The 23586-nt window shown below is 36.4% G+C and carries 22 protein-coding genes and 1 tRNA gene; 9 read left to right on the forward strand and 14 right to left on the reverse strand.

Features of this window, described 5'->3' with window-relative positions:
• Positions 1–28 precede the first annotated feature (28 nt).
• Positions 29–1186: a DNA polymerase III subunit gene (locus H7F21_RS02140; protein WP_185787587.1), complete on the forward strand. Its 1158-nt coding sequence runs from the start codon at positions 29–31 to the stop codon at positions 1184–1186.
• Positions 1187–1217: 31 nt separating this feature from the next.
• Here the strand turns inward: H7F21_RS02140 and H7F21_RS02145 are convergent, their stop codons facing one another.
• The 5 genes from H7F21_RS02145 to H7F21_RS02165 form a co-directional block, all read right to left on the reverse strand.
• Positions 1218–1799 carry an OmpH/Skp family outer membrane protein gene (locus tag H7F21_RS02145; RefSeq protein ID WP_185787588.1) on the reverse strand — a complete coding sequence of 194 codons (582 nt, stop codon included), beginning with the start codon at positions 1797–1799 and terminating at the stop codon, positions 1218–1220.
• Between the two features lie 211 nt (positions 1800–2010).
• Entirely contained in the window at positions 2011–2868 is an 858-nt protein-coding gene (locus tag H7F21_RS02150; protein WP_185787589.1) for a class I SAM-dependent methyltransferase, read from the reverse strand.
• Positions 2869–2937: 69 nt separating this feature from the next.
• A complete protein-coding gene (gene mnmG / locus H7F21_RS02155; RefSeq protein WP_185787590.1) occupies positions 2938–4809 on the reverse strand; it encodes a tRNA uridine-5-carboxymethylaminomethyl(34) synthesis enzyme MnmG in 1872 nt (623 codons plus the stop codon).
• An 86-nt stretch (positions 4810–4895) separates the two neighbouring features.
• Complete coding sequence (gene ybeY / locus H7F21_RS02160) at positions 4896–5303, reverse strand: rRNA maturation RNase YbeY (RefSeq protein ID WP_185787591.1); 408 nt, start codon at positions 5301–5303, stop codon at positions 4896–4898.
• Positions 5296–8883, reverse strand: coding sequence for a DUF4175 family protein (locus H7F21_RS02165; RefSeq protein ID WP_185787592.1), 3588 nt, complete (start codon positions 8881–8883; stop codon positions 5296–5298). The genes ybeY and H7F21_RS02165 overlap by 8 nt, the downstream gene beginning before the upstream one ends.
• A gap of 109 nt (positions 8884–8992) precedes the next feature.
• Here H7F21_RS02165 and H7F21_RS02170 point away from each other — a divergent pair, with 109 nt between their 5' ends.
• A complete protein-coding gene (locus H7F21_RS02170; RefSeq protein WP_185787593.1) occupies positions 8993–10036 on the forward strand; it encodes an alkane 1-monooxygenase in 1044 nt (347 codons plus the stop codon).
• A gap of 169 nt (positions 10037–10205) precedes the next feature.
• Positions 10206–11726 carry a glutamate--tRNA ligase gene (gltX, locus tag H7F21_RS02175; RefSeq protein ID WP_185787594.1) on the forward strand — a complete coding sequence of 507 codons (1521 nt, stop codon included), beginning with the start codon at positions 10206–10208 and terminating at the stop codon, positions 11724–11726.
• A gap of 30 nt (positions 11727–11756) precedes the next feature.
• Here gltX and H7F21_RS02180 read toward each other — a convergent pair whose 3' ends face one another.
• Entirely contained in the window at positions 11757–12428 is a 672-nt protein-coding gene (locus H7F21_RS02180) for an outer membrane beta-barrel protein (protein ID WP_185787595.1), read from the reverse strand.
• Positions 12429–12522: 94 nt separating this feature from the next.
• Here H7F21_RS02180 and H7F21_RS02185 point away from each other — a divergent pair, with 94 nt between their 5' ends.
• The 3 genes from H7F21_RS02185 to H7F21_RS02195 are packed head-to-tail and all read left to right on the forward strand — an operon-like array spanning position 12523 to position 15098.
• A complete protein-coding gene (locus H7F21_RS02185; protein WP_185787596.1) occupies positions 12523–13458 on the forward strand; it encodes an SPFH domain-containing protein in 936 nt (311 codons plus the stop codon).
• The gene (locus H7F21_RS02190; RefSeq protein WP_246431397.1) at positions 13436–14584 is read left to right on the forward strand and encodes an FG-GAP repeat domain-containing protein; all 1149 of its coding nucleotides are present in this window, start codon (positions 13436–13438) and stop codon (positions 14582–14584) included. Before H7F21_RS02185 ends, H7F21_RS02190 begins: the two co-directional genes overlap by 23 nt.
• Positions 14577–15098, forward strand: coding sequence for a hypothetical protein (locus H7F21_RS02195; protein ID WP_185787597.1), 522 nt, complete (start codon positions 14577–14579; stop codon positions 15096–15098). The genes H7F21_RS02190 and H7F21_RS02195 overlap by 8 nt, the downstream gene beginning before the upstream one ends.
• 47 nt (positions 15099–15145) lie before the next feature.
• Here H7F21_RS02195 and H7F21_RS02200 read toward each other — a convergent pair whose 3' ends face one another.
• The 3 genes from H7F21_RS02200 to H7F21_RS02210 all read right to left on the reverse strand — a co-directional run bounded on the left by H7F21_RS02200 (position 15146) and on the right by H7F21_RS02210 (position 18281).
• Positions 15146–15634, reverse strand: coding sequence for a DUF1761 domain-containing protein (locus tag H7F21_RS02200; protein ID WP_185787598.1), 489 nt, complete (start codon positions 15632–15634; stop codon positions 15146–15148).
• Between the two features lie 94 nt (positions 15635–15728).
• Positions 15729–16232 carry a hypothetical protein gene (locus H7F21_RS02205; protein WP_246431398.1) on the reverse strand — a complete coding sequence of 168 codons (504 nt, stop codon included), beginning with the start codon at positions 16230–16232 and terminating at the stop codon, positions 15729–15731.
• A 42-nt stretch (positions 16233–16274) separates the two neighbouring features.
• Positions 16275–18281: a glutamine--tRNA ligase/YqeY domain fusion protein gene (locus H7F21_RS02210; RefSeq protein WP_185787599.1), complete on the reverse strand. Its 2007-nt coding sequence runs from the start codon at positions 18279–18281 to the stop codon at positions 16275–16277.
• Positions 18282–18372: 91 nt separating this feature from the next.
• Here H7F21_RS02210 and H7F21_RS02215 point away from each other — a divergent pair, with 91 nt between their 5' ends.
• The 3 genes from H7F21_RS02215 to H7F21_RS02225 all read left to right on the forward strand — a co-directional run bounded on the left by H7F21_RS02215 (position 18373) and on the right by H7F21_RS02225 (position 19101).
• Positions 18373–18573 carry a zinc ribbon domain-containing protein gene (locus H7F21_RS02215; RefSeq protein WP_185787600.1) on the forward strand — a complete coding sequence of 67 codons (201 nt, stop codon included), beginning with the start codon at positions 18373–18375 and terminating at the stop codon, positions 18571–18573.
• A gap of 44 nt (positions 18574–18617) precedes the next feature.
• Positions 18618–18995, forward strand: a complete 378-nt coding sequence (gene folB / locus H7F21_RS02220; protein WP_185787601.1) for a dihydroneopterin aldolase — start codon at positions 18618–18620, stop codon at positions 18993–18995.
• 35 nt (positions 18996–19030) lie between these two features.
• Positions 19031–19101 (forward strand) — tRNA-Cys (locus H7F21_RS02225).
• 38 nt (positions 19102–19139) lie between these two features.
• On the opposite strand, the gene H7F21_RS02230 is transcribed toward H7F21_RS02225, so the two are convergent.
• From H7F21_RS02230 to rnr, 5 genes are all read right to left on the reverse strand, one after another.
• Positions 19140–19535, reverse strand: coding sequence for an RDD family protein (locus tag H7F21_RS02230; protein WP_185787602.1), 396 nt, complete (start codon positions 19533–19535; stop codon positions 19140–19142).
• A gap of 12 nt (positions 19536–19547) precedes the next feature.
• Positions 19548–20231 carry a LysE family translocator gene (locus tag H7F21_RS02235; protein ID WP_185787603.1) on the reverse strand — a complete coding sequence of 228 codons (684 nt, stop codon included), beginning with the start codon at positions 20229–20231 and terminating at the stop codon, positions 19548–19550.
• 43 nt (positions 20232–20274) lie between these two features.
• Positions 20275–20946 (reverse strand): head GIN domain-containing protein, encoded by a 672-nt coding sequence (locus tag H7F21_RS02240; RefSeq protein WP_185787604.1) that lies wholly within the window; start codon positions 20944–20946, stop codon positions 20275–20277.
• Positions 20947–21019: 73 nt separating this feature from the next.
• A complete protein-coding gene (locus tag H7F21_RS02245; RefSeq protein WP_185787605.1) occupies positions 21020–21322 on the reverse strand; it encodes a heavy metal-binding domain-containing protein in 303 nt (100 codons plus the stop codon).
• A gap of 32 nt (positions 21323–21354) precedes the next feature.
• Complete coding sequence (gene rnr / locus H7F21_RS02250) at positions 21355–23559, reverse strand: ribonuclease R (RefSeq protein ID WP_185787606.1); 2205 nt, start codon at positions 23557–23559, stop codon at positions 21355–21357.
• Between the last annotated feature and the right edge of the window lie 27 nt (positions 23560–23586).

Consider the following 23586-nt stretch of genomic DNA (forward strand, 5'->3'; position numbering starts at 1 on the left):
ACATTAAAATATTACATAGCTTTGCCGCATGCAATTCTCAGAAGTTTTAGGTCAGAACCATATCAAAAACCACCTCTCCACAAGTGTAGATGCGGGCAGAATTGCACATGCCCAACTCTTTGTTGGACCAGAGGGCTCTGGAACCCTACCTATGGCCTTGGCTTATGCTCAATACATTTTATGTGGTAATACAAATGGTGAAAATACGGGTGGAAATGATTCTTGTAATTTGAAGTTTAAAAACTTTTCTCATCCTGATTTGCATTTTGCCTTTCCCGTAACCACTAGTGATAAAGTTAAAAGTAAACCGGTCTCTAATTTTTATTTAGAGGAGTGGAGGCAACTTTTAGATCAACAACCTTATGGTAATCTATTTGACTGGTACAAATTACTTGGTGTAGACAATAAGCAGGGACAAATAGGTGTAGATGAGGCGCACGAAATTGTAAAATCATTGACTTTAAAGTCTTATGAGGGTGGGCACAAGGTCATGCTTATTTGGATGGCCGAAAAAATGAATACCGCCGCCGCCAACAAACTTTTGAAGCTCATTGAAGAACCACCTGAAAAAACCATTTTTATTCTCATTGCTGAAGATGAAGAGCAAATTATCAATACTATTAGATCACGTTGTCAAGTATTACATTTTCCACCATTGGCAGAGGATGCTATTGCTGAAGCCTTAGTGGCAAAATATCATATTGAAACCTCTGTCGCTGCAAAAATTGCTCATCAAGCCAACGGTAATTTTAATAAAGCCTGCGATCTTATCTATCAAGATAGTGAAGATATTCAGTTTGAAAAGTGGTTTATTCTTTGGGTGCGTTCTGCGTTTAAGGCCAAAGGAAATAAAAGTGCGATTCATGATTTAATATCATGGTCCGAGGAGATTGCTAAAACTGGCCGTGAAACACAAAAGAAGTTTTTGGGGTTTTGTTTAAATTATTTTAGGCAAGCTCTACTTCTCAATTATAAGGCGAATGATTTGGTGTATTTAGAACCAAAATCAGAAAACTTCCAACTAGAAAAATTTGCGCCTTTTGTTCACGACTCCAATATTCTTGAAATATCCAATGAACTTCAGGATGCCATCTACCATATTGAACGCAATGGCAACTCTAAGATTATTCTTACAGACCTGTCGATTAAATTGACAAGGTTATTACATAAAAAAAGCCAAGCATAAGCTCGGCCTAATTATAGTGATATATGTAATGTTATTCCTTTGAAGTTTCTTTTTCTTCTGAGGTACCTTTTTCAGACTCCTCCGCTGTATCTTCATTGTCTTTTTTACCGTAATCAGCATTAATAGCTTCAGTTACGGCTTCAGTAATATCTTTTGCTTCGGCTCCATACATTACGCTACCAGCTCTGTTTTTTCCAAAAATGAATGTATAGCCATTCTTTTTTCCATAATCTTCAACGAAATCATTTACCTTAACAATTACTGAATCCATCTCTTTGTTAAAACCTTGTTCCATCTGTTGTTGCTGAAACTGCATTTGCTGTTGAACTGGCTGCCACTTTTGTTGAAATTTTTGAGACTCTTCCTCCTGCTTCCTTGGTGACATTTTACTTAACTGCATTTGAATGGTTTGTATTTCCATCTGATAAACAAGTCCGATACTATCTCTCTGTTTATTAAAAGCAGCACTTCTATCTTCGTACTTCTTCTCGATATCAATTTTCATTTGATAATCGTCCATAACTTTTGTGTTGTCAACAAAAGCAACTTTATCCTGTTCTTGACAAGACGCAAAAGACATTAAAATGATTACTGCCGTGATTATTCTTTTCATGTTTTATTTGAATTAAATTTTTGCAAATGTATAAAAGTTAACCTGTGTTTAGAGTAAATATTTCACTATAAATAAAATCTATAGTTGATCCGTATTTTTATTTCCAAAAACTATTAAAAATAAACCTAAATAATGCGTTTTAAGAGCGTTTTATATTTGTGGCTTATAATTGAACATTTGTGGGTAGGTGAATTAATTAGGCGCTTCCAAATTAAGAATTTTGATGTTGAACGATGTATATATGTGAGGAATACTCGTTTGAGTGTTTTGCTTTTTGATTTGAACGCATTCCTAACCAAAATGCCTTAAAAGGATTCATCCATCCTGATTTATATTTTTCTGAAAGCAAGCTTACATAATAAGCATCGAAAATCATTGGTAGGACTTTTTTCAACTCCATTCTTTCTCTTTTGAAAAGCTCCTTAATAGCAGTTCTAGAAAAATGCCATAAGTGCCTTGGCACGTCATAAGCAGCCCAAAAGTTTTTATAATGCTCGGCATCGTAACTATTAAAATTAGGAACAGCAATTACTAAAGTTCCATTTGGCTTTAAAAGATGTTTGATCAATTTTATATGCATCTCTAAGTTTGGTAAATGCTCTAATACATGCCAAAGGGTAATGACATCAAAACTATTAGCTTTTAAATTGGCTAAGTATTCTATTTCAAAAACCGAGTTGTTGGTCTTAGAATTGGCAATTCGTCTTGCGTTTTCGTTGGGTTCAATTCCCGTGATCTGCCAATCGTCCTTTTGTGCTGTTTCCAAAAAATCGCCTGTGCCGCATCCAATATCTAAAAGTACTTTCTCTTCAGTTTTAAATGAATTAATCAGCTTTAGTTTTTTCTTCAAAGACACTTTTCGAACCAAATGGTAAACATTTTCCAAAAGATTCCTTTTGGTGTCTGTATGCGAAATGTAGTCTTCACTTTTATAATAACCTGAAAGCTTATTGGGTTTGGGCTGGGGGAATGTTTCTAACATGTCCAATTGCTCATTGTATAACAATTGGAATGCCTCTCCAGAAACCGAATGGTCCTTTACTGTTAAATATGTTGATTTGTGATTCATATATTAGATCCAAAAACAAGTGTTAGAATGATAAAACTATAATGGTTGTTCCACGTGGAACACTTTTATCTATCTTCCTAAATACACTAACAGCACCGAAATATCATTTGGAGATACACCACTAATTCGAGAGGCCTGTGATATTGTAACCGGTTGAATTTCTTTTAGCTTTTGTCTTGCTTCCATACTCATAGACTTCAATTTTGAGTAATCAAAATTCTCTGGGATTTTTACGTTTTCTAATCGGCTTAGCTTATCTGCATTATTCTTTTCTTTCTCTATATATCCTGCATACTTCACCTGAATTTCTGCTTGCTCGATGACTTCAGTATCCAGATTATTAGCAGTAATGTATTTATCAACAACCTCCACTTTACGCATGTCATCTATTGTAATATTCGGTCTTGCATACAGCTTAAACATCTTGTCCTGTTGCTTCACTTTTGCTGAATTCTTAGATTCTAAAACGGCATTTATTTCATCAGGCTTTACGCTAGTATCCTTAAAAAACTGAACAAAAGCATTGGACTTCGATTGCTTTTCTTCCATACGTCTCAATCGACGTTCTGATGCTAAACCAAGTTCATATCCCTTAGGTGTTAATCTAAAATCGGCATTATCCTGTCTCAATAAGGTTCTGTATTCTGCTCGAGATGTAAACATACGATAAGGCTCTTCTGTGCCTTTGGTAATTAAATCGTCTATCAAAACACCAATATAAGCTTCATTTCGCTTTAAGGTAAAAGCTTCCTTTTCCTGAACTTTTAAACTCGCATTTATTCCAGCCATCAACCCTTGTGAAGCTGCTTCTTCGTATCCTGTAGTACCATTTATCTGCCCAGCAAAAAACAAACCGTCTATCAACTTTGTTTCAAGTGTGTGCTTCAACTGTGTTGGCGGAAAATAGTCATATTCAATGGCATAACCAGGCCTAAAGAATTTTACATTCTCGAAACCCTTGACGGATTTTAGCGCATTAAACTGAACATCTTCCGGTAGTGATGTAGAAAAGCCATTCACATAAACTTCAACCGTGTTCCAGCCTTCTGGTTCCACAAACAATTGGTGCCTGTCTTTGTCTGCGAAACGATTAATCTTATCTTCTATTGATGGGCAATATCGTGGTCCGACACTTTTAATTCTACCATTAAACATGGGTGATCTATCAAAACCCTCGCGAAGCAAATCATGAACCTCTGGACTTGTATAAGTCATATGGCATGAACGTTGTTCCTTTAATGGATGTGTAAAATCTAAGTAGGAGAATTTCTCGGGATTGTCATCGCCAGGTTGCTCAATCATTACAGAATAATCCAAAGATCTTCCATCGACTCTTGGCGGTGTTCCAGTTTTCATTCTACCCGAATCAAATCCCAACTCAATAAGCTCTTCTGTAATTCCTGTTGCGGCTCTTTCACCCGCCCTTCCTCCTCCAAAGTTTTTATCACCTATATGAATAAGGCCATTTAAAAACGTGCCATTTGTAAGGACAACTGTTTTTGCTTTAACTTCAATTCCTAATGAAGTCTTTACACCTACAATATTATTTTTTTCTATAAGTAACCCAGAAACCATCTCCTGATAAAAATCAAGATTAGGTGTTTTTTCTAAAAGCAACCTCCAATCTTCCGCAAAACGCATTCTATCCGATTGTACTCTGGGACTCCACATCGCTGGTCCTTTAGATTTATTAAGCATCTTAAATTGAATGGCAGAAGTATCTGACACAATACCACTATAACCGCCAAGCGCATCGATTTCCCTTACAATCTGCCCCTTCGCAATACCTCCCATAGCAGGGTTACAAGACATCTGCGCGATGTTCTGAAGATTCATTGTAATCAACAACGTTTTACTGCCCATATTGGCAGCTGCAGCAGCAGCCTCGCTTCCTGCGTGACCAGCACCAACCACAATGACATCATATACTTCGTTAAACATAATTCGGTTGCTTTTGTTCCACGTGGAACATTATATTTCATCTAGAATTTCCAGCGCGCAAAGATACGCTGAAATAGTGATTTTAGCTAACGCCTACTTAAGTAGTGATCTTCTTTACTTTGCATTAGACAAGCCTCTTCATCCGACTTATCTTTATATCCACAATAGTGTAGAACCCCATGAATAAGAACTCGCGCCAATTCATCATCAAACTTGACATTAAACTCCTTAGCGTTTTCCTTAACGCGATCCACAGAAATATAAATATCTCCATGTAGTTCTTTTCCTACCGAATAATCAAAGCTTATAATATCAGTAAGTGTGTCGTGTTTTAAGAATTCGACATTGATTTTATGTAAATAATCATCTGAACAAAAGATATAATTAATCTCACCCTCTTTGCAATTCTCCTCAATTATGGCATTAGAAATCCATTGGGAAATTTGGTCAGTTTCTTCTAATTCAAAATTGGTTTCGTAATTAAAATTAATCATTCGTCTTTTTAAAATACTCTTGAATCTTTTTCTTAAAATGATTCTGCAAAGGTAATGTTTGACGATTTAATATTTCTGTAGTATTGAAGTATTGCTTAGCCGTTGGTATTTGATTAGGATTCTCCCTATCAAATTCTTTCTTATTGGTTTCAGATTCACGCTTGGTGTCTTGTCCTTGCATAAATGTAGCATTCTCCATTTTTAATAATTGATGCTGTACATCCATCATTTTTTGAAGTGTTTGATTAGTGAAGCCATAATTCAACAAATCCAGTTCGACCTCTTCCATCTGTTTTATCAATTGTCCGGCAGACTCCATTTTTCCATCCTTAGCCAAACGCTCCTCTAAGGCTTGTCTTAATTGCTGTTGCTGTTGATAAATTTTGAATAATTCAGCATTTTGTTCTTCGCTTCCCCCTTCACCGTAGCCATCATTCTTTCCCTCCTCTTCATTGGTTCCATCACCTCCATTTTTACCACCTTTTCCGTTCTTTCCTGCTTTGCCGTCTTTACCCTCACCATTTTCACTACCATCTCCTTCTTGATTCCCATTTTTACCACTTTCACCACCGTTACCCTGTTGCTCACCAGATTTTCCATTTGTACCACTTTGACCGCTTTTTCCTTCTTGCCCTTCTTTGCCTTGTTCTCCCGGTTGTTTGCCTTCACCTTCCTTACCCGACTTTTCACCTTCTCCTGGTTCTTCCCCTTCTTTTCCTTCCTCACCTTGCTCACCTTGCTCACTTTTCTTAACGCCCTCTTCCATTTGTTTGTTCAACTCTTCCTGACTCATAATAATATCTGGAAGTTGTTGTCCACCTTCACCTCCAGAACCTGGCGATGGATTCATCGACATTTCCATATTGTCCAAAACATCACTTAAAAAACTCGCTAACTCATTACTCGCAGTAATTGCATATTGCTGCGAAGAGACACCTTGATACAATCTGTTTTCTGTGAGTTGCCCAAGCGATTTATCAATATTAAAATAGACCTCCGTAATCTGTGAATTTACTTTCTCCGAAATCTTTGGTTGTCGCAAAGACAAGGTAAATAAACTATCATCAATATGTTCAAAGTGCTCTCTGAGATTGCTTTGTTCAATGATGTACTTACCATATTTATTATTATTAATGTCTATGCTCTCAAACGTATTCATCAATTCTTCCTGGTCGAAAGAATAAAGCAATAAATTCTCTAAAATCTGTCTCAGTGTATCAATATCTTCAGCCATTTGGTCGCCACCCCCTCCTCCAGACATCATCTGCATCATCTTTTCACTCATTTGCTTCATCTTCTTAGCAGCTTTCTTTTGTTTGTCTTGAGCCTTTTCCTGTTGCTCTTGAGCTTCTTGTGTTTTTTGTTCTTCGTTACTCTGCTCTTTTTGCGTTAAAGCTTCCTTTGCTCCTTTTTGATCGAACTTTATACCATCCTCTAAGAATTCGTCCACCTCAATTTTCATTGGCTTTTGAAGTCGTCGATCTTCTTGTTTCAAGTCCTCAATACCCTTTTGAAGTTCTTCAAATTCTTTATTTAATTCTTCCTGCTTGTCTTTAGTGTTTTCTTTATCCTTGTTAGACAAGTCTTCTTGCTTTTCAGACAGATCTTTTAATTGGTTGGCGATTTTCTCCGCCTTTTTCATCACATAGAAACGCTTTGTTAACTCTAAGAGTTGCTTCATGCTGCGTTTCTTGTTCTTATTTTGCTTGGCTAACTCTTCAAGCTTTTGGGTGAACTCTTCTTTATTTATTTTATCTTTTAATTCCTCAAGTTCTTCTAAAAGCTTTTCATCCTTTTTGAGTTGTTCTTCATTTTCTTTTAAACGTACTTTTAAATCTTCTTTAAATTGATCCTCCTTCTTCTCCTCCTGAAACTCTTCTAAATTATCCTGAAGCTTCTTGTTGAAGTTCTTCATCAATTGCTCTTGCTGTTTCTGACGCTTTAAAAAGTCCTCAAACTTCTTCTTATCATTAAAGTTGAGTTGCTGTTTTTCTTTTTGGGTTTTTGAAAATTCCTCAAGCTTTTTATCTTGTTCTTGAAGTTTTTCAAAGGTCTTTCCGATGTCCTTAATAGTTTCATTTTGTTCTTGTAGCTGCTTTTGCTCTTCTTCTTCTTTTGTACGTTTTCTGTAGCTAAAAACACTGCTTTTTGTGCGCTTATAGTTGTGAAGCGCGTCATTATCAAAAACCTCAAAATACAACTGATAACTCACGCCTTCTTGTAAATTGAATTGATTCGGAAAGGCACTTACAAACTCACTAAAATTAGATTTTGAAATAGAAATAGGCTCAACTTTCTTATTCGTTTCGTCATCAACAGGATAATACACCAAAGTTAATTTAGTCAGTCCAAAATCATCACTTGCCTGACCATAGAAATATAAACTCTGCTGATCTATAGAATCTTTTTGAACTTTAATCTCAAGCTCTGGGCTTAGATCTTTGACCACACTAATGTTGTATGCTAAATTTTCGTAATCCTTTAGGTTCTCGTTGCTTGTAGAGATGCTATAATTATAGTTTCTATAAAGACGTTTTGTAGCTTCATACTTTCCATCTTCTCTTTGCTTAAAAGGAAGCGTGTCATTAGCATAAATATTGACTTCGTTTGTAGATTTAGTTAATGCTCTCCAAGTCACCTTAGTACCCTCTGGAATTATTGCCGATCCTGTGCTTTTCAAAACCTCATCTTGCTTTCTAGTGTATGATGGATAATCCAATACCATTTCAAAATTGACCAAATTTGGCGTGTTAACCACTTCAAGTTGATACGGTCTTGAATTAACATCATTGGCCGAAAGCGTAAACTCTATAGTTTCTTTGGGAAGATTAAAAGTATATTGAAATTCTCCAGGCGTCAATTGTTGTAAATAGTAAGATTGTCCATTAAACTGAATCCGAGCATTCTCCGGAATTACATTTCCGGCTGTAGATACTTTTAATTTAAAATCTTTCCCCTCAATAGCCTCTAGTGGCTCATTAAGCACAAAAAACTGAAATGGTGCTGGTGGTTCATAAGCTGTTTTATAGTTCACCACGCGCTCATAACTATCACTAAACCAGTTGATTTTTCCTGTTAAAAATGACAATAATAATATGGCGATTGGAATTGCAGCATACTTTAAATACTTGGTATTAGATTTAAAATTAATCGCAGATTTAAACGGAATAGGCTGTAGTTCTTGCGATTTCTGCTCTATACTTGCGATCAACAAATCTGACTGCGTATGGTTTTGATTCAGTTGAAGCACATTCAATAACTTGTCATTGACTTCTGGAAAATGATTCCCTATTAGTTTAGAGGCGGTTTCGTGGTTGATGCCTTTTCGCAAATTAAAAAGATGAGCCAAAGGAATGGCAATGAACTTTACAAAAAGCGCGAGTTCTACCGCAATGAATGTCCAGAACAGTACAGTTCTGGCTGTTGGGCCAAGCCACAGCATGTATTCTACAAACAACGTCACGATAAAATACAGTAAGCCAATAGCAAAAAATAGGATGGCTCCTTTAAGCAGTTCATTGGTGTAATACTTCTTAATGAACTCTTGTAACTTACTTTTTATGGTTTCGAAATTGCTCATGTCTTACTCTAACTGACTAATCTACAATTTTATTTTAATTGTCATTTCCTTAAATTTGATAAGATTCTGTTAATTTAGAGCCTTTAACTGTTAAATACCGTATTAAAACATGAAAGACCTCAAATATTTAGCGGCTTTTTCGATTCCGGTAATGGCCGTTTTAGGATTATTCTTTAAGGGTTATTGGGTTTGGGCGACTCCAATTTTTGCCTTTGTCTGTATTCCTGTTTTAGAATTGATTTTTCCTGTAGATACAGAAAACCTTCAAACCGAAGAAGCTGACAGTAAACTACAGCGCAAGCTCTTTGATTGGTTGTTATACTTGAATTTACCTATAGTCTTCGGCTTGCTTATCTCTGCGTTAGTCTTGGTTTCAAATGAAACTTTAGCAACTTATGAGTTTATTGGACTCGTCTTTTCCATTGGTATTGTACTTGGTGTAAACGGTATTAATGTGGCTCATGAGCTTGGCCACAGACAAACCACAAATGAACGTTTTCTTGGTAAGGCCTTGCTTTTGCCCTCGTTTTATATGCACTTTTATATTGAGCACAATTACGGACATCATTTACATGCCGCGACACCAGAAGATCCTGCTACAGCAAGATATAATCAATCCGTGTACTCCTTTTGGTTCACCTCAACCATTCGTCAATATTTCAATGCGTGGAACATTCAAAAGAAATTATTGAAGAATAACAATCGATCGTTCTTTTCCATTAAAAACGACATGCTTTGGTATAGCATTTTACAGATGGGTTATTTGATTTTAATTGGGTCTGTTTTAGGTACAACGGCTTTACGGTTTGCCTTTCTTGCGGGCATTGTTGGCTTTATTTTACTCGAAACAGTGAACTATATCGAGCACTATGGCTTGCTCCGTCTAAAAACCAAATCTGGTCGTTACGAACGTGTTAAGGAAATGCACTCATGGAATTCTAATCATGTTATCGGTAGAATCGTATTATATGAGTTAACGCGGCATAGTGATCATCATTACAAATCCTCAAAAAAATATCAGGTTTTAGATTGTCATGATGAAAGTCCACAAATGCCTTTCGGCTACCCAACTTCTATGGTTTTAGCAATGGTGCCGCCGCTTTGGTTTAAGATTATGAATAAACGCGTACCCAGGGAAATGGCTCTAAATTAGTGTGCGATCAAAGTCGCGGTTTACAGTTGGTGAAAACTTCACACTTCTTGCTTCCAACTTCAAGCCTATAATTTTATCTTTGCGCGAGTTTCTGAAATAATACTTCGATACTTCGACTGCGCTCAGCACAGGCGAGCTCAGTGTGATAGTTCAGTTATAAAATTAAATTATGTCAAAAAAAGTACGCGTGCGTTTTGCGCCAAGTCCTACGGGACCTTTACATATTGGTGGTGTAAGAACTGCTTTATTTAACTATCTATTTGCCAAAAAACATGGCGGCGATTTTGTGCTAAGGATTGAAGACACTGACCAAAATCGTTATGTTGCAGGTGCTGAAGACTATATTGTAGAGTCATTAAATTGGTGTGGTATTCCATTTGATGAAGGTCCGGAGAAAAATGAAAAGCTAGGCCCTTACAGACAAAGTGAGCGTAAGCATCTATACAAACAGTACGCAGATCAACTCATTGCTAACGGTAAAGCTTATTATGCCTTTGACACTTCTGAACAGCTTGATGCGCACAGAAAAGATCATGAAATCAAAGGCAAAACCTTTATTTATAATTGGCATAATCGCAAAAAAGGACGTTTAGTGAACTCCTTGGTTTTGTCTGAAGAAGAGACCAAAGCAAAACTAAGTGCTGGTGAGCATTATGTAGTCCGTTTTAAATCGCCACAAGATGAAACTTTACATTTAAAGGATATTATTCGTGGTGACATCTCAATTGACACTAATGTTTTAGACGATAAAATCCTTTTCAAAAGTGATGGCATGCCGACCTATCATCTCGCCAATATTGTGGATGATCATTTAATGGAAATCACCCATGTCATTCGCGGTGAGGAATGGTTACCATCTTTGGCACTACACCAATTATTGTACGATGCTTTTGGTTGGGATGCGCCAGAATTTGCGCATTTACCGCTAATTCTTAAGCCAACAGGAAAAGGAAAACTAAGTAAACGCGATGGTGATAAAATGGGCTTTCCTGTATTTCCGCTAGAATACAAAGCTCCCGACGGCACCATATCTAGAGGCTACAAGGAAGATGGTTATTTCCCAGAAGCGGTTGTTAATTTTCTGGCTTTTTTGGGCTGGAACCCAGGAACCGAACAAGAGATTTTCAGTTTAGAAGACTTAATAAAGCATTTCGATTTGGAGCGTGTGAATAAAGCTGGTGCGCGTTTCGACCCAGACAAGACCAAGTGGTTTAATCATCATTATATGCAACAGCAATTGGATTTGGATTTGGCAAAAGAGTTTCAAGTAAAAAATATATTGCTAGCTGATGTAGATATCAATTATATCACTTTGGTCGTAGGATTAATTAAGGAGCGTGCAACATTTGTTAGTGATTTTTGGGAATTGAGTCATTTTTTCTTTGTGGCTCCAATAGATTATGATGAAAAGGCGTCTAAAAAAGCCATTAAAGAAGACACTGCAGATATTCTTAGCAAGGTTGCTGAACTTGTAAATGCAACTGATGACTTCACCGTTGAAAATCTTCAAACCAATATTAAAGGTTGGATAACAAGTAATGACATCGGCTTTGGAAAGGTGATGATGCCTTTACGGTTGGCTTTAGTTGGGGCTTTGCAAGGGCCAGATGTGTTTGATATCATGTTTATGATTGGCAAACGCGAAACCATTAAGCGTATTGAGGCATTGGTTAAAAGCATAGGACATTAAACAAATTCAGATTGTGCGCTTTTTTAATTCCTAAAAGGTCAATATCGCTGAAAGCACCAATAAAGACTGATTGCCCTCGAACCGGTCGGCATTGTTGAGATTAAAATCGTTGTCATTTAATTTTCCTAGTATATTCGTAAAGCCATAAATATACTGAGCCCTTAACTGAAATGCATTAATACCCGCCGAAAGACCTACAGCGCCATTAACATTAAACCTAGATATACCTGAAATATCTTCCGTAAAAAGGTTATCGTAGTTAGTGATCAAAAAGCCTTCTTTAGATTCGTTCTTAAGCTCTAACTCACTATTATATTGTAGCATTGGTCCTAAATCTAGTGTAAAATTATCCTTTATTAACTTTACATGAAATAGAAAAGATAATTGAGCAGCCATCATTTTATATTCAACATATTCCTCTCTAGACGTGGCTGGAGTTTCCGCCAAGATATCAATGTTGTTTTCAGATAGTTGAATGTTATAACTTACCTCATACCACTTATGTGGCAAATCTACTGAAGCCGACATGCCGCCTAAAAAACCACTGTTGGATTGTGTCTTAAAATTATCTGTAACAATATCGAATTGTGTGATACCGCCTTGAAGTCCAATTCCGTTTTTTATAGCGTAACGCTGTGCGTGACTTATTGTAACAAAAGCCATACAAATAGCAACTAATACGAGGTGTTTTGTTTTTTTCATATCGATTTAAGGCTTATTAAGACAAACCTAAGTAAAATAGTTTAATATTACTTACATTTAATATCTCGTAGTTACTAACTTTAAAAAACTTGTTATGGGTCAATTTATTTTAGTTCCGATTATATTTTTCGGATTAATCATTTTAATTTCTTCATTTTTCATCGTCAAGCAACAAACTGCTGCTATTGTAGAGCGTTTTGGTAAATTTCAAAGTATAAGACATTCTGGTCTACAATTAAAAATTCCTTTAGTAGATCGTATTGCTGGTAAATTAAGTCTCAAAATTCAGCAATTAGACGTAATTATTGAGACTAAAACCTTAGATGATGTTTTTGTTCGCTTAAAAGTGTCGGTGCAATACAAAGTGATTCGTGATAAGGTCTATGACGCTTTTTATAAGCTTGATTATCCGCATGATCAGATTACCTCTTATGTATTTGACGTGGTGCGTGCCGAAGTTCCAAAAATGAAATTAGATGACGTTTTTGTACGCAAAGATGATATTGCTATCGCTGTAAAAGCCGAATTAAATGACGCCATGATGGATTATGGTTACGACATCATTAAAACCCTGGTTACAGACATTGATCCAGATGCTCAGGTAAAAGAAGCAATGAATAGAATTAACGCTTCAGAACGTGAAAAAATTGCAGCACAATTTGAAGGGGATGCAGCACGTATTCTTATTGTCGAAAAAGCAAAAGCAGAGGCAGAGAGCAAGCGTTTACAAGGACAGGGTATTGCAGACCAAAGACGTGAAATTGCGCGCGGTTTAGAAGAATCTGTGGAAGTATTGAATAAAGTGGGTATTAACTCCCAAGAGGCCTCAGCGCTTATTGTTGTGACGCAGCACTATGATACATTACAATCTATTGGTGGCGAAACCAATAGTAATCTAATTTTACTACCTAATTCACCACAAGCGGGTAGCCAAATGCTAAATGATATGGTGGCTAGTTTTACAGCCAGTAACCAGATTGGTGAGGCCATGAAAAATGCGGCCAATAATGGGAAAAAGAAAAATGAGTAGATTAACCGTTGGCTTTTTGTTCTGTTCTTTTTTCTGTTTTTCACAGGAGAACCCGTTTTTTAATCCTTATGGAGGGTTCTTCTCTGTCGGTGCTTTTGAAAACCGTACAGCGTCTATTGCTTCGGGGGATTTAAATGGTGATGGGTTTAAAGACGTTATAGTGGCAAATGGCAGGCATTGGCCTCAGCAGAATTATATATTCTTCAATTCGGGCAAGGGCTCATTTACGAAAGCAATTCGCTTAGATGAAGCGCTCCACACCAGTTATGCTGCCGAAGTTGCAGATTTAGATGGTGATGGTGATTTAGATATTGCTGTTGGGAATGACAATTGTGAAAATATATTCTACTTAAACGACGGAACAGGTCATTTTGAGCGAGGCGGAGCCTTTGGAAAAGCCATTACACCAACACGCAATATTACCCTAAGTGACATCGATAGTGATGGTGATGTAGACATATTGATTACCAACCGAGGCGCAACCAACGAGATCTGTATTAACGACGGCAATGCAACTTTTGATACTATAATTGAATTTGGAAGTAAAAAGGATTCTACAATTGCGGTAGCGGTTGAAGACATGAATAATGATGGAAAGAAAGACTTGATACTGGCTAATCGAGATAAACAACAAAATTATATTTATCTACAATCTGACAGTCTAAAATTTGAATCTAAAATTCCTTTTGGAACCGGTCGTGACGAAACTCGGACTATCGCAATTGCAGACTTAAATAAAGATGGATATAAAGATATCGTTGTCGCTAATATTAGAGAGAACAATATAATCTATTTTGGAAATGGCGGAGGCTTTGATTCAACTTTCGTTTATGAAACGACCTCGTTGCGAACGTTTTCGGTAACACTGAGCGATTTAAACAATGATGGTTACATGGATATATTAAATGCTAACAATGAAGGTGTCAATTACGTATATATTTCCAATAAAGGGAACAGTTTTAAGCGCATAGCTCTCAATGAAGAAAACCGAGATGACACATATGATATTATTGCATTTGATGCAAACAACGATGGGTTTCCAGAGGTATTTGAAGCAAATTCCGATGGGCTAAACTTATATTTTAAAAACCGATTTAAACAATTAATTACAAAAACAAATGACTAAACTCAAAAGAACTTTGCTCCTACTTACCATACTAATAGGTGTATCTGCTTACTCACAAACCAAAGAAGACGCTTTCAGCGATGCTGAAATTACCGCTAAGGCCACTCTAGAAATGGAATTTGAAACCGTAATAAAACATACTCTACCAGCCGTTGTAGATTTGATGGGAGGTAAAGATGCGGCTATAAATATGATCAAAGGTATGTTTGACAGCATGAAAACTCAAGGTTTTGTTTTTGAAAAAGCTGATGTGGTCAGTGTTTCTGATGTTGTTGAGGAACAAGGACAATACCGTTGTGTGGTCGAAAACTTTAACCAAATGAAAATGGCAGACCAACGCATAAAATCAAAAAGTTACCTTTTAGGAATTTATAATGATACTGATAATTACTGGTGGTTTATTGAGGCTAAACAGCTTAAAAACCAAATGATGATAGACCAAGTCTTACCAGATTTTGAGACCAGTCTTGATATCCCAGAGGACGACATGCAAACAGAAGCTATTGACGATTAATAAAAAAAGAGCCCTAATTTCAGGGCTCCTTTCTTTTGTATTTCTTTTTAGTGCCAAGCGCAAATAATACCACCCATAATGGCCAGGGTCACAATCCAATAGCCAGAGTTTATAAAAATATATTTAGCACTTTTACGCTCAAATAAGGCTATGGTGCCAATAATTGGCAATGCTCCAAAAACTCCGAATATGCCTCCATGTAAAGCACCATGTCCAAATGAACGATGTGCATTACCATAATCTGCCATAAAAGCTTCAAAAGATGCCTTAGCATTTTCTGGGTCTCCTCCGACCATACCAAGAGCTCCCCATTGATGATTTGTAAATTGCATTAACAGGATATTTAGCAATGCCGCAAATAGTAACACCAGCCCAAAAATTAGAGCCATATTACCGCTTTTCATTTTTTCTTCTGTCATACCAGAAGCTTTCATCCAAGCATTTCCAAATACTTTTGGACTGTACCAAATTGCGCCTATAACCAATGCCGCAACGGCAGCCACTACTATCGCTAATAGATTAATAGGTAATTCCATAATGTATAATGATTTTATAGTTAGTATGAATTAAATGTACAAAAAAACCTTTAGTGATAATCTAAAGGCCTGTAAATGTTGTTGTTATTGCAGTCTATATCTTTCTCTTTTTGAAAACGGGCTCGTCCTTTTTCTTCTCACCCCCTTTATTCTCACTACCTGGGAAAACTAGTGAAGTGCTGGCATAAGTAGATCCGAAATTAACATTGGCATAATACACCTGACTTAATGCGTCTCTAACCTGATCTTCACTCAATTCCTTTAGGGGATGGACAAAAATAGACCATAAAATACCGTCTGCAATAGCGTACTTAACATCTAGAGCGGTATGAAAATTAGCCATTAATACAGCCTTTAACAAACCCTCTTTAAGACTAGTAACCTCAACAATTGGAGATATAATTCGCATGCGATTATGACTAATATCTGTTATTGAAACCATAGTCACATCTTTGACGTGAAACTGCCAAGTTCCTGTTTCTCCTTGAATTGAGTCACTTACAGAGGTATAAATTTCCTGCAATTTTTCATTGGTCATGTCTTGAGCAAAAACGCTTGTGGACAACACTATTGTGAAAAGAAGTATTGATTTTTTCATAGCCATTTGGTCGAAAAGCTATTGGCGAAATTACACTAACATTTAAATGCTCTTAGCCTCCGCTACTAACAAATCATTTTTATCTTCAATAGCCCTTGAAATAAATTCTTCAATCTCTTCATTCCGTTCTAAGCCATTTTTAAGCTGTTCTTTTAATGCAATCATCACAGCAATGCGTGTGCCTGCTTTTTTCACAGCGGTGCCAAATAAGGGTTCTAATTCATCATAGGACACCTCTTTTGCTAGCTCTTGTATTTCGGCCTTAGCTTTAGCTTGTTTGTCTTCTGGATAATTAGTGTATTTTTTTCCCAACTGCTGAATAACACTTATCGCAGAACGTTTCTGTTGTGGCTGCTTGGGCTTATTTTGCTGATCAGCTTGTGGCTTAGGCTTTTGCTTCGCCCAACTGTCTCTTAAACCAACAGTTTTATTAAATACCAATTTATCTGAAGTAGAGTCCTCATCAACTACAAAATAGCCTAAACGCTGAAACTGAAAGCGCTCTTCAGCCTTGGCTTCCATTAAACTTGGCTCTAAATGGCCGGTTTTAATCGTGAGAGAGTTCGGATTTAAAAATTCCATAAAATCCTTGTCCTTATCACTATCCGGTGACTCATGCATAAACAAGCGGTCATATTCCCTTACCTCAGCAGTAATAGCATGTTTGGTAGACACCCAATGCAAGGTGCCTTTTACTTTTTTGGACGTATCTGTATCGTACGTGCAGTGAATTTCAGCGATGTCGCCATTTTCATCTTTTGTAACAGCATTAGCCTTTATAATGTATGCATTTTTAAGCCGAACTTCACCACCTAATTTCAGTCTAAAAAACTTATTACTAGCCTCTTCCTTAAAGTCTTCTTTTTCAATATAAATTTCCCTAGAGAAAGGTACTTGTCTAAAACCAGCAGATTCATCTTCCTGATTATTCTCAGCATCCAACCATTCTTCCTTGTCTTCAGGGTAGTTGGTAATGATGACTTTTACAGGATCTAGAACAGCCATCACACGATTAACTGTTTTATTTAAATCCTCACGAATACAGAATTCCAACAAAGACACATCGATGACGTTTTCTCGCTTGGCCACGCCTACTTTTTTAATAAATTCCCTGATAGAATTAGGCGTGTAGCCTCTTCGTCTCAAACCAGAAATTGTTGGCATACGTGGATCGTCCCATCCAGAAACAACGCCATCCTCAACCAAACGTAATAATTTGCGTTTACTCATTATGGTATAACTCAAGTTTAAGCGTGCGAATTCTCGCTGTTTTGGTGGCAATGGTAATTTATCCTTACTATACTCATAAACATGGTCCCTAAACCAATTATAGAGCTTTCTATGTGGTTTAAATTCTAAGGAACATAATGAATGTGAAATTTGTTCTATGTAATCGCTTTCACCATGGGTCCAATCGTACATTGGGTAAATACACCACTCGTCCCCTGTTCGATGGTGATGTGCATAGAGAATTCTGTACATAATGGGGTCTCGCATCAACATGTTTGGATCTTCCATGTCTATTTTAGCGCGAAGCACATGTGTACCAGCAGGAAATTCTCCAGCTTTCATACGCTGAAATAAATCCAAATTCTCTTCTACACCCCTGTCCCTAAATGGGCTATTGGTTCCTGGCTGTGTTGGTGTGCCTTTTTGCTCTGCCATAGCCTCGGACGATTGGCTGTCTACATAGGCTCTGCCATCATTAATCATTTGAATGGCCCAGTCATAAAGCTTATCAAAATAATCTGAAGAATACAATTCATTTTCCCACCGATAACCTAACCAAGCAATATCGCGCTTAATGGCATCTACATATTCCTGCTCCTCTTTTGCTGGATTAGTGTCATCAAAACGTAAGTTAACTGGCGCATTATACTTCTCGCCCAATCCAAAACTAATACCGATAGCTTTAGTATGTCCAATATGTAAATAGCCGTTAGGTTCTGGCGGAAAACGAAAGCGAAGTTTCTCTTTTGGTAAACCGTTAGCTAAATCTTCTTCTATAATGTGCTCAATGAAATTGAGTGATTTTGTATCTTCTGACATCGCAAAAAATTAAAGTGTAAAATTACGTAAATTGTAACATTAATACACTATTTGACACCTATAGAATAGAGATAACCAAAACCAAAAAACAATGAATTACAAATGTCCTAAATGCGATAATACCACTTACGAAATTGGTGAAATGCGAGCTACAGGCGGTACACTATCTAAAATATTTGACGTACAGAATAAAAAGTTTACCTCAGTTACTTGTAAAAAGTGTACTTATACCGAATTCTTTAAGGCCAAAACAAGTGCTATTAGCAACGTATTTGACTTTTTTACGAATTAGATTCCTGTCTTCGTAGGAATGACAGAAAGCTTTATTTTTGCTACATGGGAATAATAAAAGTTGAAAATATTCGCGTATTTGCTCATCATGGGTGTTTAAAACAAGAAACAGCCATTGGCAGTGACTATCGTGTTGATGTCCTTATTAAAGCAGATTTAAAAGAGTCTTCAGCATCTGATAAGCTGAGTGATACCGTGGATTATGTATTTTTAAACAAGGTTGTTAGGGAGGAAATGGCAAAACCATCCAAATTATTGGAAACTGTGGCACAACGTATTTTGGTTCGATTCTTTCGTGAAGATGAATTAATATCCAAAGCGACCGTTTCTGTAAGTAAAATTAATCCGCCCATAGGAGGTGATGTAGAGATGGTAACTATAAAACTTTCTCAAAAACGAAAAAACTTAGCCTTAATGGCTTAAAACACATATAATTTATATATTTGCGCTCGCAATAAGGTGTCGTGGCCGAGTGGCTAGGCAGTGGTCTGCAACACCATCTACAGCGGTTCGAATCCGCTCGACACCTCAAAAACCTCTAAGATAACTTAGGGGTTTTTATTTTTTCTATCTATCATAAAGCACTACTGATTTAACTAGTGAATCGTGAATTGCTTGACGTTTTTCACTATTAGTTATCGTAAGTAATGATAACCAACCTAATAAAGATTTTATAATAAACCTTAAAAGAGCTAGGGGGAAAGACATATTCTTCTCGTTATTTAATTCTTGTTTTACCTTGATATCAGAAAAATAATGTCCCAATGTGTTTCCAAAACAACTCACTAATAAAGGCTCGTATAAAACGAAATAAAAAACAAACAAATAGATTCTTAATGATGTAGGAACGTTATCAAAGCAATTTAGTAGTTCAGAAGTACAATACATTGCAAAAATAAGTATGATAAAGTCTGTTACAGCTGCTTTTATTCTTAGTTGTAAACTAGGATAATCATTAATCATAGGTGTTATTTTCTAGTTGATCGGATTTACCTTGTCAATTTGCTCCTTGCCTTTTTCATAAAGATCCGGAAAGAGTCCTTGAGATAACAAAATAATACCAAAGCCTAGTATGACTAAAGCCACAATCTTTTTGGTTTTAAAAATACGTCTTGGTGTCAATTTGCTTTTAAGCCGTTTAGCAGCTGCAATCTTAAACAGATCTGATACAAAATATGAGATGAGCATAGTAACAATAAAGATAACAACACCATTTTCTGAAGTAGTTATAGAAGTCCCTATAACAATGAAACCCAACCAACCTAACAGTACACCAATATTGATAAAATTGAGTAAAAAGCCTTTCATAAATAGCTTTCCGTAGTCTTTTTTTGGTAATTCAATTCTGTGATGCTCCCTAACTATCGATCTAAAAGATTTCGATGTTTTAATAAAACTAATAACACCATAAGTGACAAGAAGAACACCTCCAAACACCAATAATTTAGGATCGTCCTTGATCTTGTCCAAAAGGGTATCTGTACTTTTAAAAATAAGAAGAATGAAAACAACATCAGCTAAAATAACACCTAAATCAAAGATCAAGGCGCTTGTAAAGCCCTTTGTGGCACTAGTCTCTAATAGCACAAAAAAGACTGGACCAATGGTAAAGGCTAAAATAATCCCAAAGGGAATAGCTGTTAAGATGTCATCTAACATGTAAACGCGTAGTTTACACAAAAGTAACAAATCTCATAGGATTTTACATACGCTTAATACGTCCACCAAGTACACGACTTTCATCCACCTGTTTCGGATTACCATAAATGAATACATCACCCCCCGCTTTTATACTTATATCAGCATATTCTGTAGCATGGATATACGCTTCTCCAGCTGCACTGACATTAACTTCGGTTTGTTCCGTGATAAAGTCTTCACCATTGAAAATTCCGCCTGTGTTTATAGATATATCTTGGTTCTTAGAACTTCCTGTAACGTTGACAATACCACCTGAAACTGCTCTAAAATTAGCATAGGTCGTCTTAAGTTCTACTGTAACCTCTGCGCCCTCCTGAGCTTTTATATCTACCTCAAACTGTTCAATTGGTTCGTTGAGGGTTACTACGGCACCTTCATTTGCATCAATAACATCAACAGAAGTATAATACAAAATTACAACGGTATCATTACCATCGTAGCTTTCTTCGAGACTCATTCTAATTTTTAGTTTGCCGCTTTTGTTAATGATTTCAACATCATTTCTATTCTTTCCAGAAATCACCACCTTGTTTTCATCAGACTGTTTCATCTTAAGATTAATAAGGTCATAAACTTTTACTGTTGAAAATTCTCCAATAGTTTTTTCAATTTTATCTTGAGCATTAGTTATAAATCCAACGAGTAAAATGAAAATAAAAATGCTGTTTTTCATAATATTATTTTAAGATAAGTAACGGTAATAATAAAGAAAACGTATAGAATACCTTTTGTAATTATTTCTATAATTAAGTAGCAACTTTTACAGCCGTACCTGTAACGGAAACACCAAAATAGTATCCAGTACCAATAGGTTCAAAATCTATATGAATACCAACAACCGCATTAGCTCCTAGTCCTTTAGCATTAGTAAGGAGCTTTTTAAATGCTTGTTCTTTTAATTCGTTTAAGGCCTCTTCCATTTGCAGAGACTGTTTTTCCTTACCCGCAAATGCTGAAAGATCCCGCATTTTCATACTTACACCTGTAACAATACCACAGTAATCTACTATTTTATGATGTTCTATTGAATTTGTAGTTGTTAAAATCATTGCTAGTTATAATAGTTAATTTATTTACGAATTTAATCTTCTAAAGTTGGCTTACCTACCATATAAAAATCCAAATGTTTTTTAACTAAATCTGTATTCTTCACTTTTACAATTACTTCATCACCTAATTGATACATAGTTCCTGTCTTTCTGCCAACCATGGCGTAGTGACTTTGATCGAAGTCGTAGGTATCATCTTTCATATCTCTGACACTGACCATTCCTTCACATTTGTTTGATATAATTTCCACATAAATTCCCCAATCCGTGACACCAGAAATCACACCTAAAAATTCCTCATCTTGGTGATCTTGCATAAAACGAATCTGCATATACTTTATGGAATCACGTTCGGCCTTAGTGGCTAGGTATTCCATGTTACTACTGTGCTTGCACTTTTCTTCGTAAATTTCTTCATTAGCTGATTTACCACCATCTAAATACTCCTGTAACAAACGATGTGCCATGACATCTGGGTAACGCCGAATAGGTGAAGTGAAATGACTGTAATAATCAAAAGCTAAACCATAATGCCCAATATTTTGAGTTGTATATTCTGCCTTGGACATGGTACGGATGGTCAATGTATCAACCAAATTCTGTTCTTTTTTACCAACAACATCTGATAATAATTTATTAAGCGAAGACGCCACACTATTGCGATCCTTGAAATTTAGTTTATGACCAAAACGACCCACAACGGTTTGTAATTGAGCTAATTTTGCCTCATCTGGTTCGTCATGTACACGATAGACAAAAGTCTTTTTAGGGTTTTGTTTTCCAATAAACTCTGATACTTTTCGGTTAGCCAATAGCATAAACTCTTCAATCAGCTTATTAGCATCTTTGCTCGTTTTAAAGAAGACCCCAACAGGATTTGCTTCTTCATCTAGGTTGAATTTAACTTCAACCTTATCAAATGAAATCGCTCCTGAGCGCATACGCTGTGAGCGCATTTTCTTAGCGAGTTCATCCATTTTTAAAATAGCATCAGCTATGGCTTGATCTGTTTGATACGCTTTTCCTGTTAATGAAACTTCTTGTGGTATGTTGTTTGTTTTCGATTCTATAACAGCCTGTGCTTCTTCATATGCAAAACGCGCATCAGAATAGGTCACCGTTCTACCAAACCATTCGTTCTTGATCTCACATTTATCATTCATTTGAAACACTGCAGAAAACGTATATTTCTCTTCATGTGGTCGTAATGAGCAAGCTCCATTCGATAAGATTTCTGGTAACATTGGTACCACACGATCGACCAAATAAATCGATGTCGCACGTTCATAAGCTTCATCGTCTAAAACAGTACCTGGTTCAAGATAGTGTGAAACGTCTGCTATATGGATGCCGATTTCGTATAAGCCATTTTCCAGAACTGTAAAGGACAGTGCATCATCAAAATCCTTGGCGTCCTTAGGATCAATGGTAAAGGTTAAATCCTTACGCATATCACGGCGCTTTGCTATTTCTTCTTCTGTGATAGACGTATCGAGCTTGTTAGCATAAGCTTCAACCTCATGAGGGAACTCATGTGGCAACCCATATTCTGCTAAAATAGAATGAATTTCAGTGCTGTGTTCTCCTGGTTTTCCAAGAACTTCTAGTACTTTACCATAAGGCGAATCTGCTTTTTCTGGCCAGTCCGTCAATGATACTAGCACCTTATCACCATCTTCTGCTTTTTTCGTTTTATTGATCGGTACAAAAATATCTTTGTACATCTTTACACTATCAGGCACTACAAAAGCAAAATTCTTTTTTTCTTGAATTTGAATTGTACCAACGTATTCACTCTTTGCGCGTTTAATAATATTAGTAATTTCTCCTTCTTGTTTCCCTCGGTGCTTTCTGCGATAGGCGTAAAATTCTACTTCGTCGCCATCCAAGGCTTTGTTAAGGTTATTGGAAGCCACAAAGATATCTTCTTCAAATTCATCGCATATAATATAACCATTGCCTTTAGCACTCAAGTCCAAAATACCTGTATGGTATTCTGTAGTAACTATGGCTTTAAACTTGCCACGTTCTACTTCTTCAATTTCTTGTTTCGCTTTGAGTTGCTGAAGTTTCTTTATAATTTGATTTCGGCTGCTTGCGTCATTAACACCTAATTTTGAAGCGATCTGTTTATAATTAAAGGATTTGTTTCGTTCTTTTTTTAAAATACTTAAGATTGTATTTGTAAGGTTGGAAATCTTATTATTTCTAGATTTCCTTTTTTTCTTTCTTGTCATTTAAATTTGTAATCATATTCTTTTCCT

Origin of the sequence: Winogradskyella flava, from assembly GCF_014243395.1 — a bacterium.
Classification (GTDB): domain Bacteria; phylum Bacteroidota; class Bacteroidia; order Flavobacteriales; family Flavobacteriaceae; genus Winogradskyella; species Winogradskyella flava.

Excerpts from the sequence above, each read along its gene's own strand:
- H7F21_RS02140 (WP_185787587.1), top strand. The coding sequence starts at position 29 with ATGCAATTCTCAGAAGTTTTAGGTCAGAACCATATCAAAAACCACCTC.
- H7F21_RS02145 (WP_185787588.1), bottom strand. The coding sequence starts at position 1,799 with ATGAAAAGAATAATCACGGCAGTAATCATTTTAATGTCTTTTGCGTCT.
- H7F21_RS02150 (WP_185787589.1), bottom strand. The coding sequence starts at position 2,868 with ATGAATCACAAATCAACATATTTAACAGTAAAGGACCATTCGGTTTCT.
- mnmG (WP_185787590.1), bottom strand. The coding sequence starts at position 4,809 with ATGTTTAACGAAGTATATGATGTCATTGTGGTTGGTGCTGGTCACGCA.
- ybeY (WP_185787591.1), bottom strand. The coding sequence starts at position 5,303 with ATGATTAATTTTAATTACGAAACCAATTTTGAATTAGAAGAAACTGAC.
- H7F21_RS02165 (WP_185787592.1), bottom strand. The coding sequence starts at position 8,883 with ATGAGCAATTTCGAAACCATAAAAAGTAAGTTACAAGAGTTCATTAAG.
- H7F21_RS02170 (WP_185787593.1), top strand. The coding sequence starts at position 8,993 with ATGAAAGACCTCAAATATTTAGCGGCTTTTTCGATTCCGGTAATGGCC.
- gltX (WP_185787594.1), top strand. The coding sequence starts at position 10,206 with ATGTCAAAAAAAGTACGCGTGCGTTTTGCGCCAAGTCCTACGGGACCT.
- H7F21_RS02180 (WP_185787595.1), bottom strand. The coding sequence starts at position 12,428 with ATGAAAAAAACAAAACACCTCGTATTAGTTGCTATTTGTATGGCTTTT.
- H7F21_RS02185 (WP_185787596.1), top strand. The coding sequence starts at position 12,523 with ATGGGTCAATTTATTTTAGTTCCGATTATATTTTTCGGATTAATCATT.
- H7F21_RS02190 (WP_246431397.1), top strand. The coding sequence starts at position 13,436 with ATGGGAAAAAGAAAAATGAGTAGATTAACCGTTGGCTTTTTGTTCTGT.
- H7F21_RS02195 (WP_185787597.1), top strand. The coding sequence starts at position 14,577 with ATGACTAAACTCAAAAGAACTTTGCTCCTACTTACCATACTAATAGGT.
- H7F21_RS02200 (WP_185787598.1), bottom strand. The coding sequence starts at position 15,634 with ATGGAATTACCTATTAATCTATTAGCGATAGTAGTGGCTGCCGTTGCG.
- H7F21_RS02205 (WP_246431398.1), bottom strand. The coding sequence starts at position 16,232 with ATGAAAAAATCAATACTTCTTTTCACAATAGTGTTGTCCACAAGCGTT.
- H7F21_RS02210 (WP_185787599.1), bottom strand. The coding sequence starts at position 18,281 with ATGTCAGAAGATACAAAATCACTCAATTTCATTGAGCACATTATAGAA.
- H7F21_RS02215 (WP_185787600.1), top strand. The coding sequence starts at position 18,373 with ATGAATTACAAATGTCCTAAATGCGATAATACCACTTACGAAATTGGT.
- folB (WP_185787601.1), top strand. The coding sequence starts at position 18,618 with ATGGGAATAATAAAAGTTGAAAATATTCGCGTATTTGCTCATCATGGG.
- H7F21_RS02230 (WP_185787602.1), bottom strand. The coding sequence starts at position 19,535 with ATGATTAATGATTATCCTAGTTTACAACTAAGAATAAAAGCAGCTGTA.
- H7F21_RS02235 (WP_185787603.1), bottom strand. The coding sequence starts at position 20,231 with ATGTTAGATGACATCTTAACAGCTATTCCCTTTGGGATTATTTTAGCC.
- H7F21_RS02240 (WP_185787604.1), bottom strand. The coding sequence starts at position 20,946 with ATGAAAAACAGCATTTTTATTTTCATTTTACTCGTTGGATTTATAACT.
- H7F21_RS02245 (WP_185787605.1), bottom strand. The coding sequence starts at position 21,322 with ATGATTTTAACAACTACAAATTCAATAGAACATCATAAAATAGTAGAT.
- rnr (WP_185787606.1), bottom strand. The coding sequence starts at position 23,559 with ATGACAAGAAAGAAAAAAAGGAAATCTAGAAATAATAAGATTTCCAAC.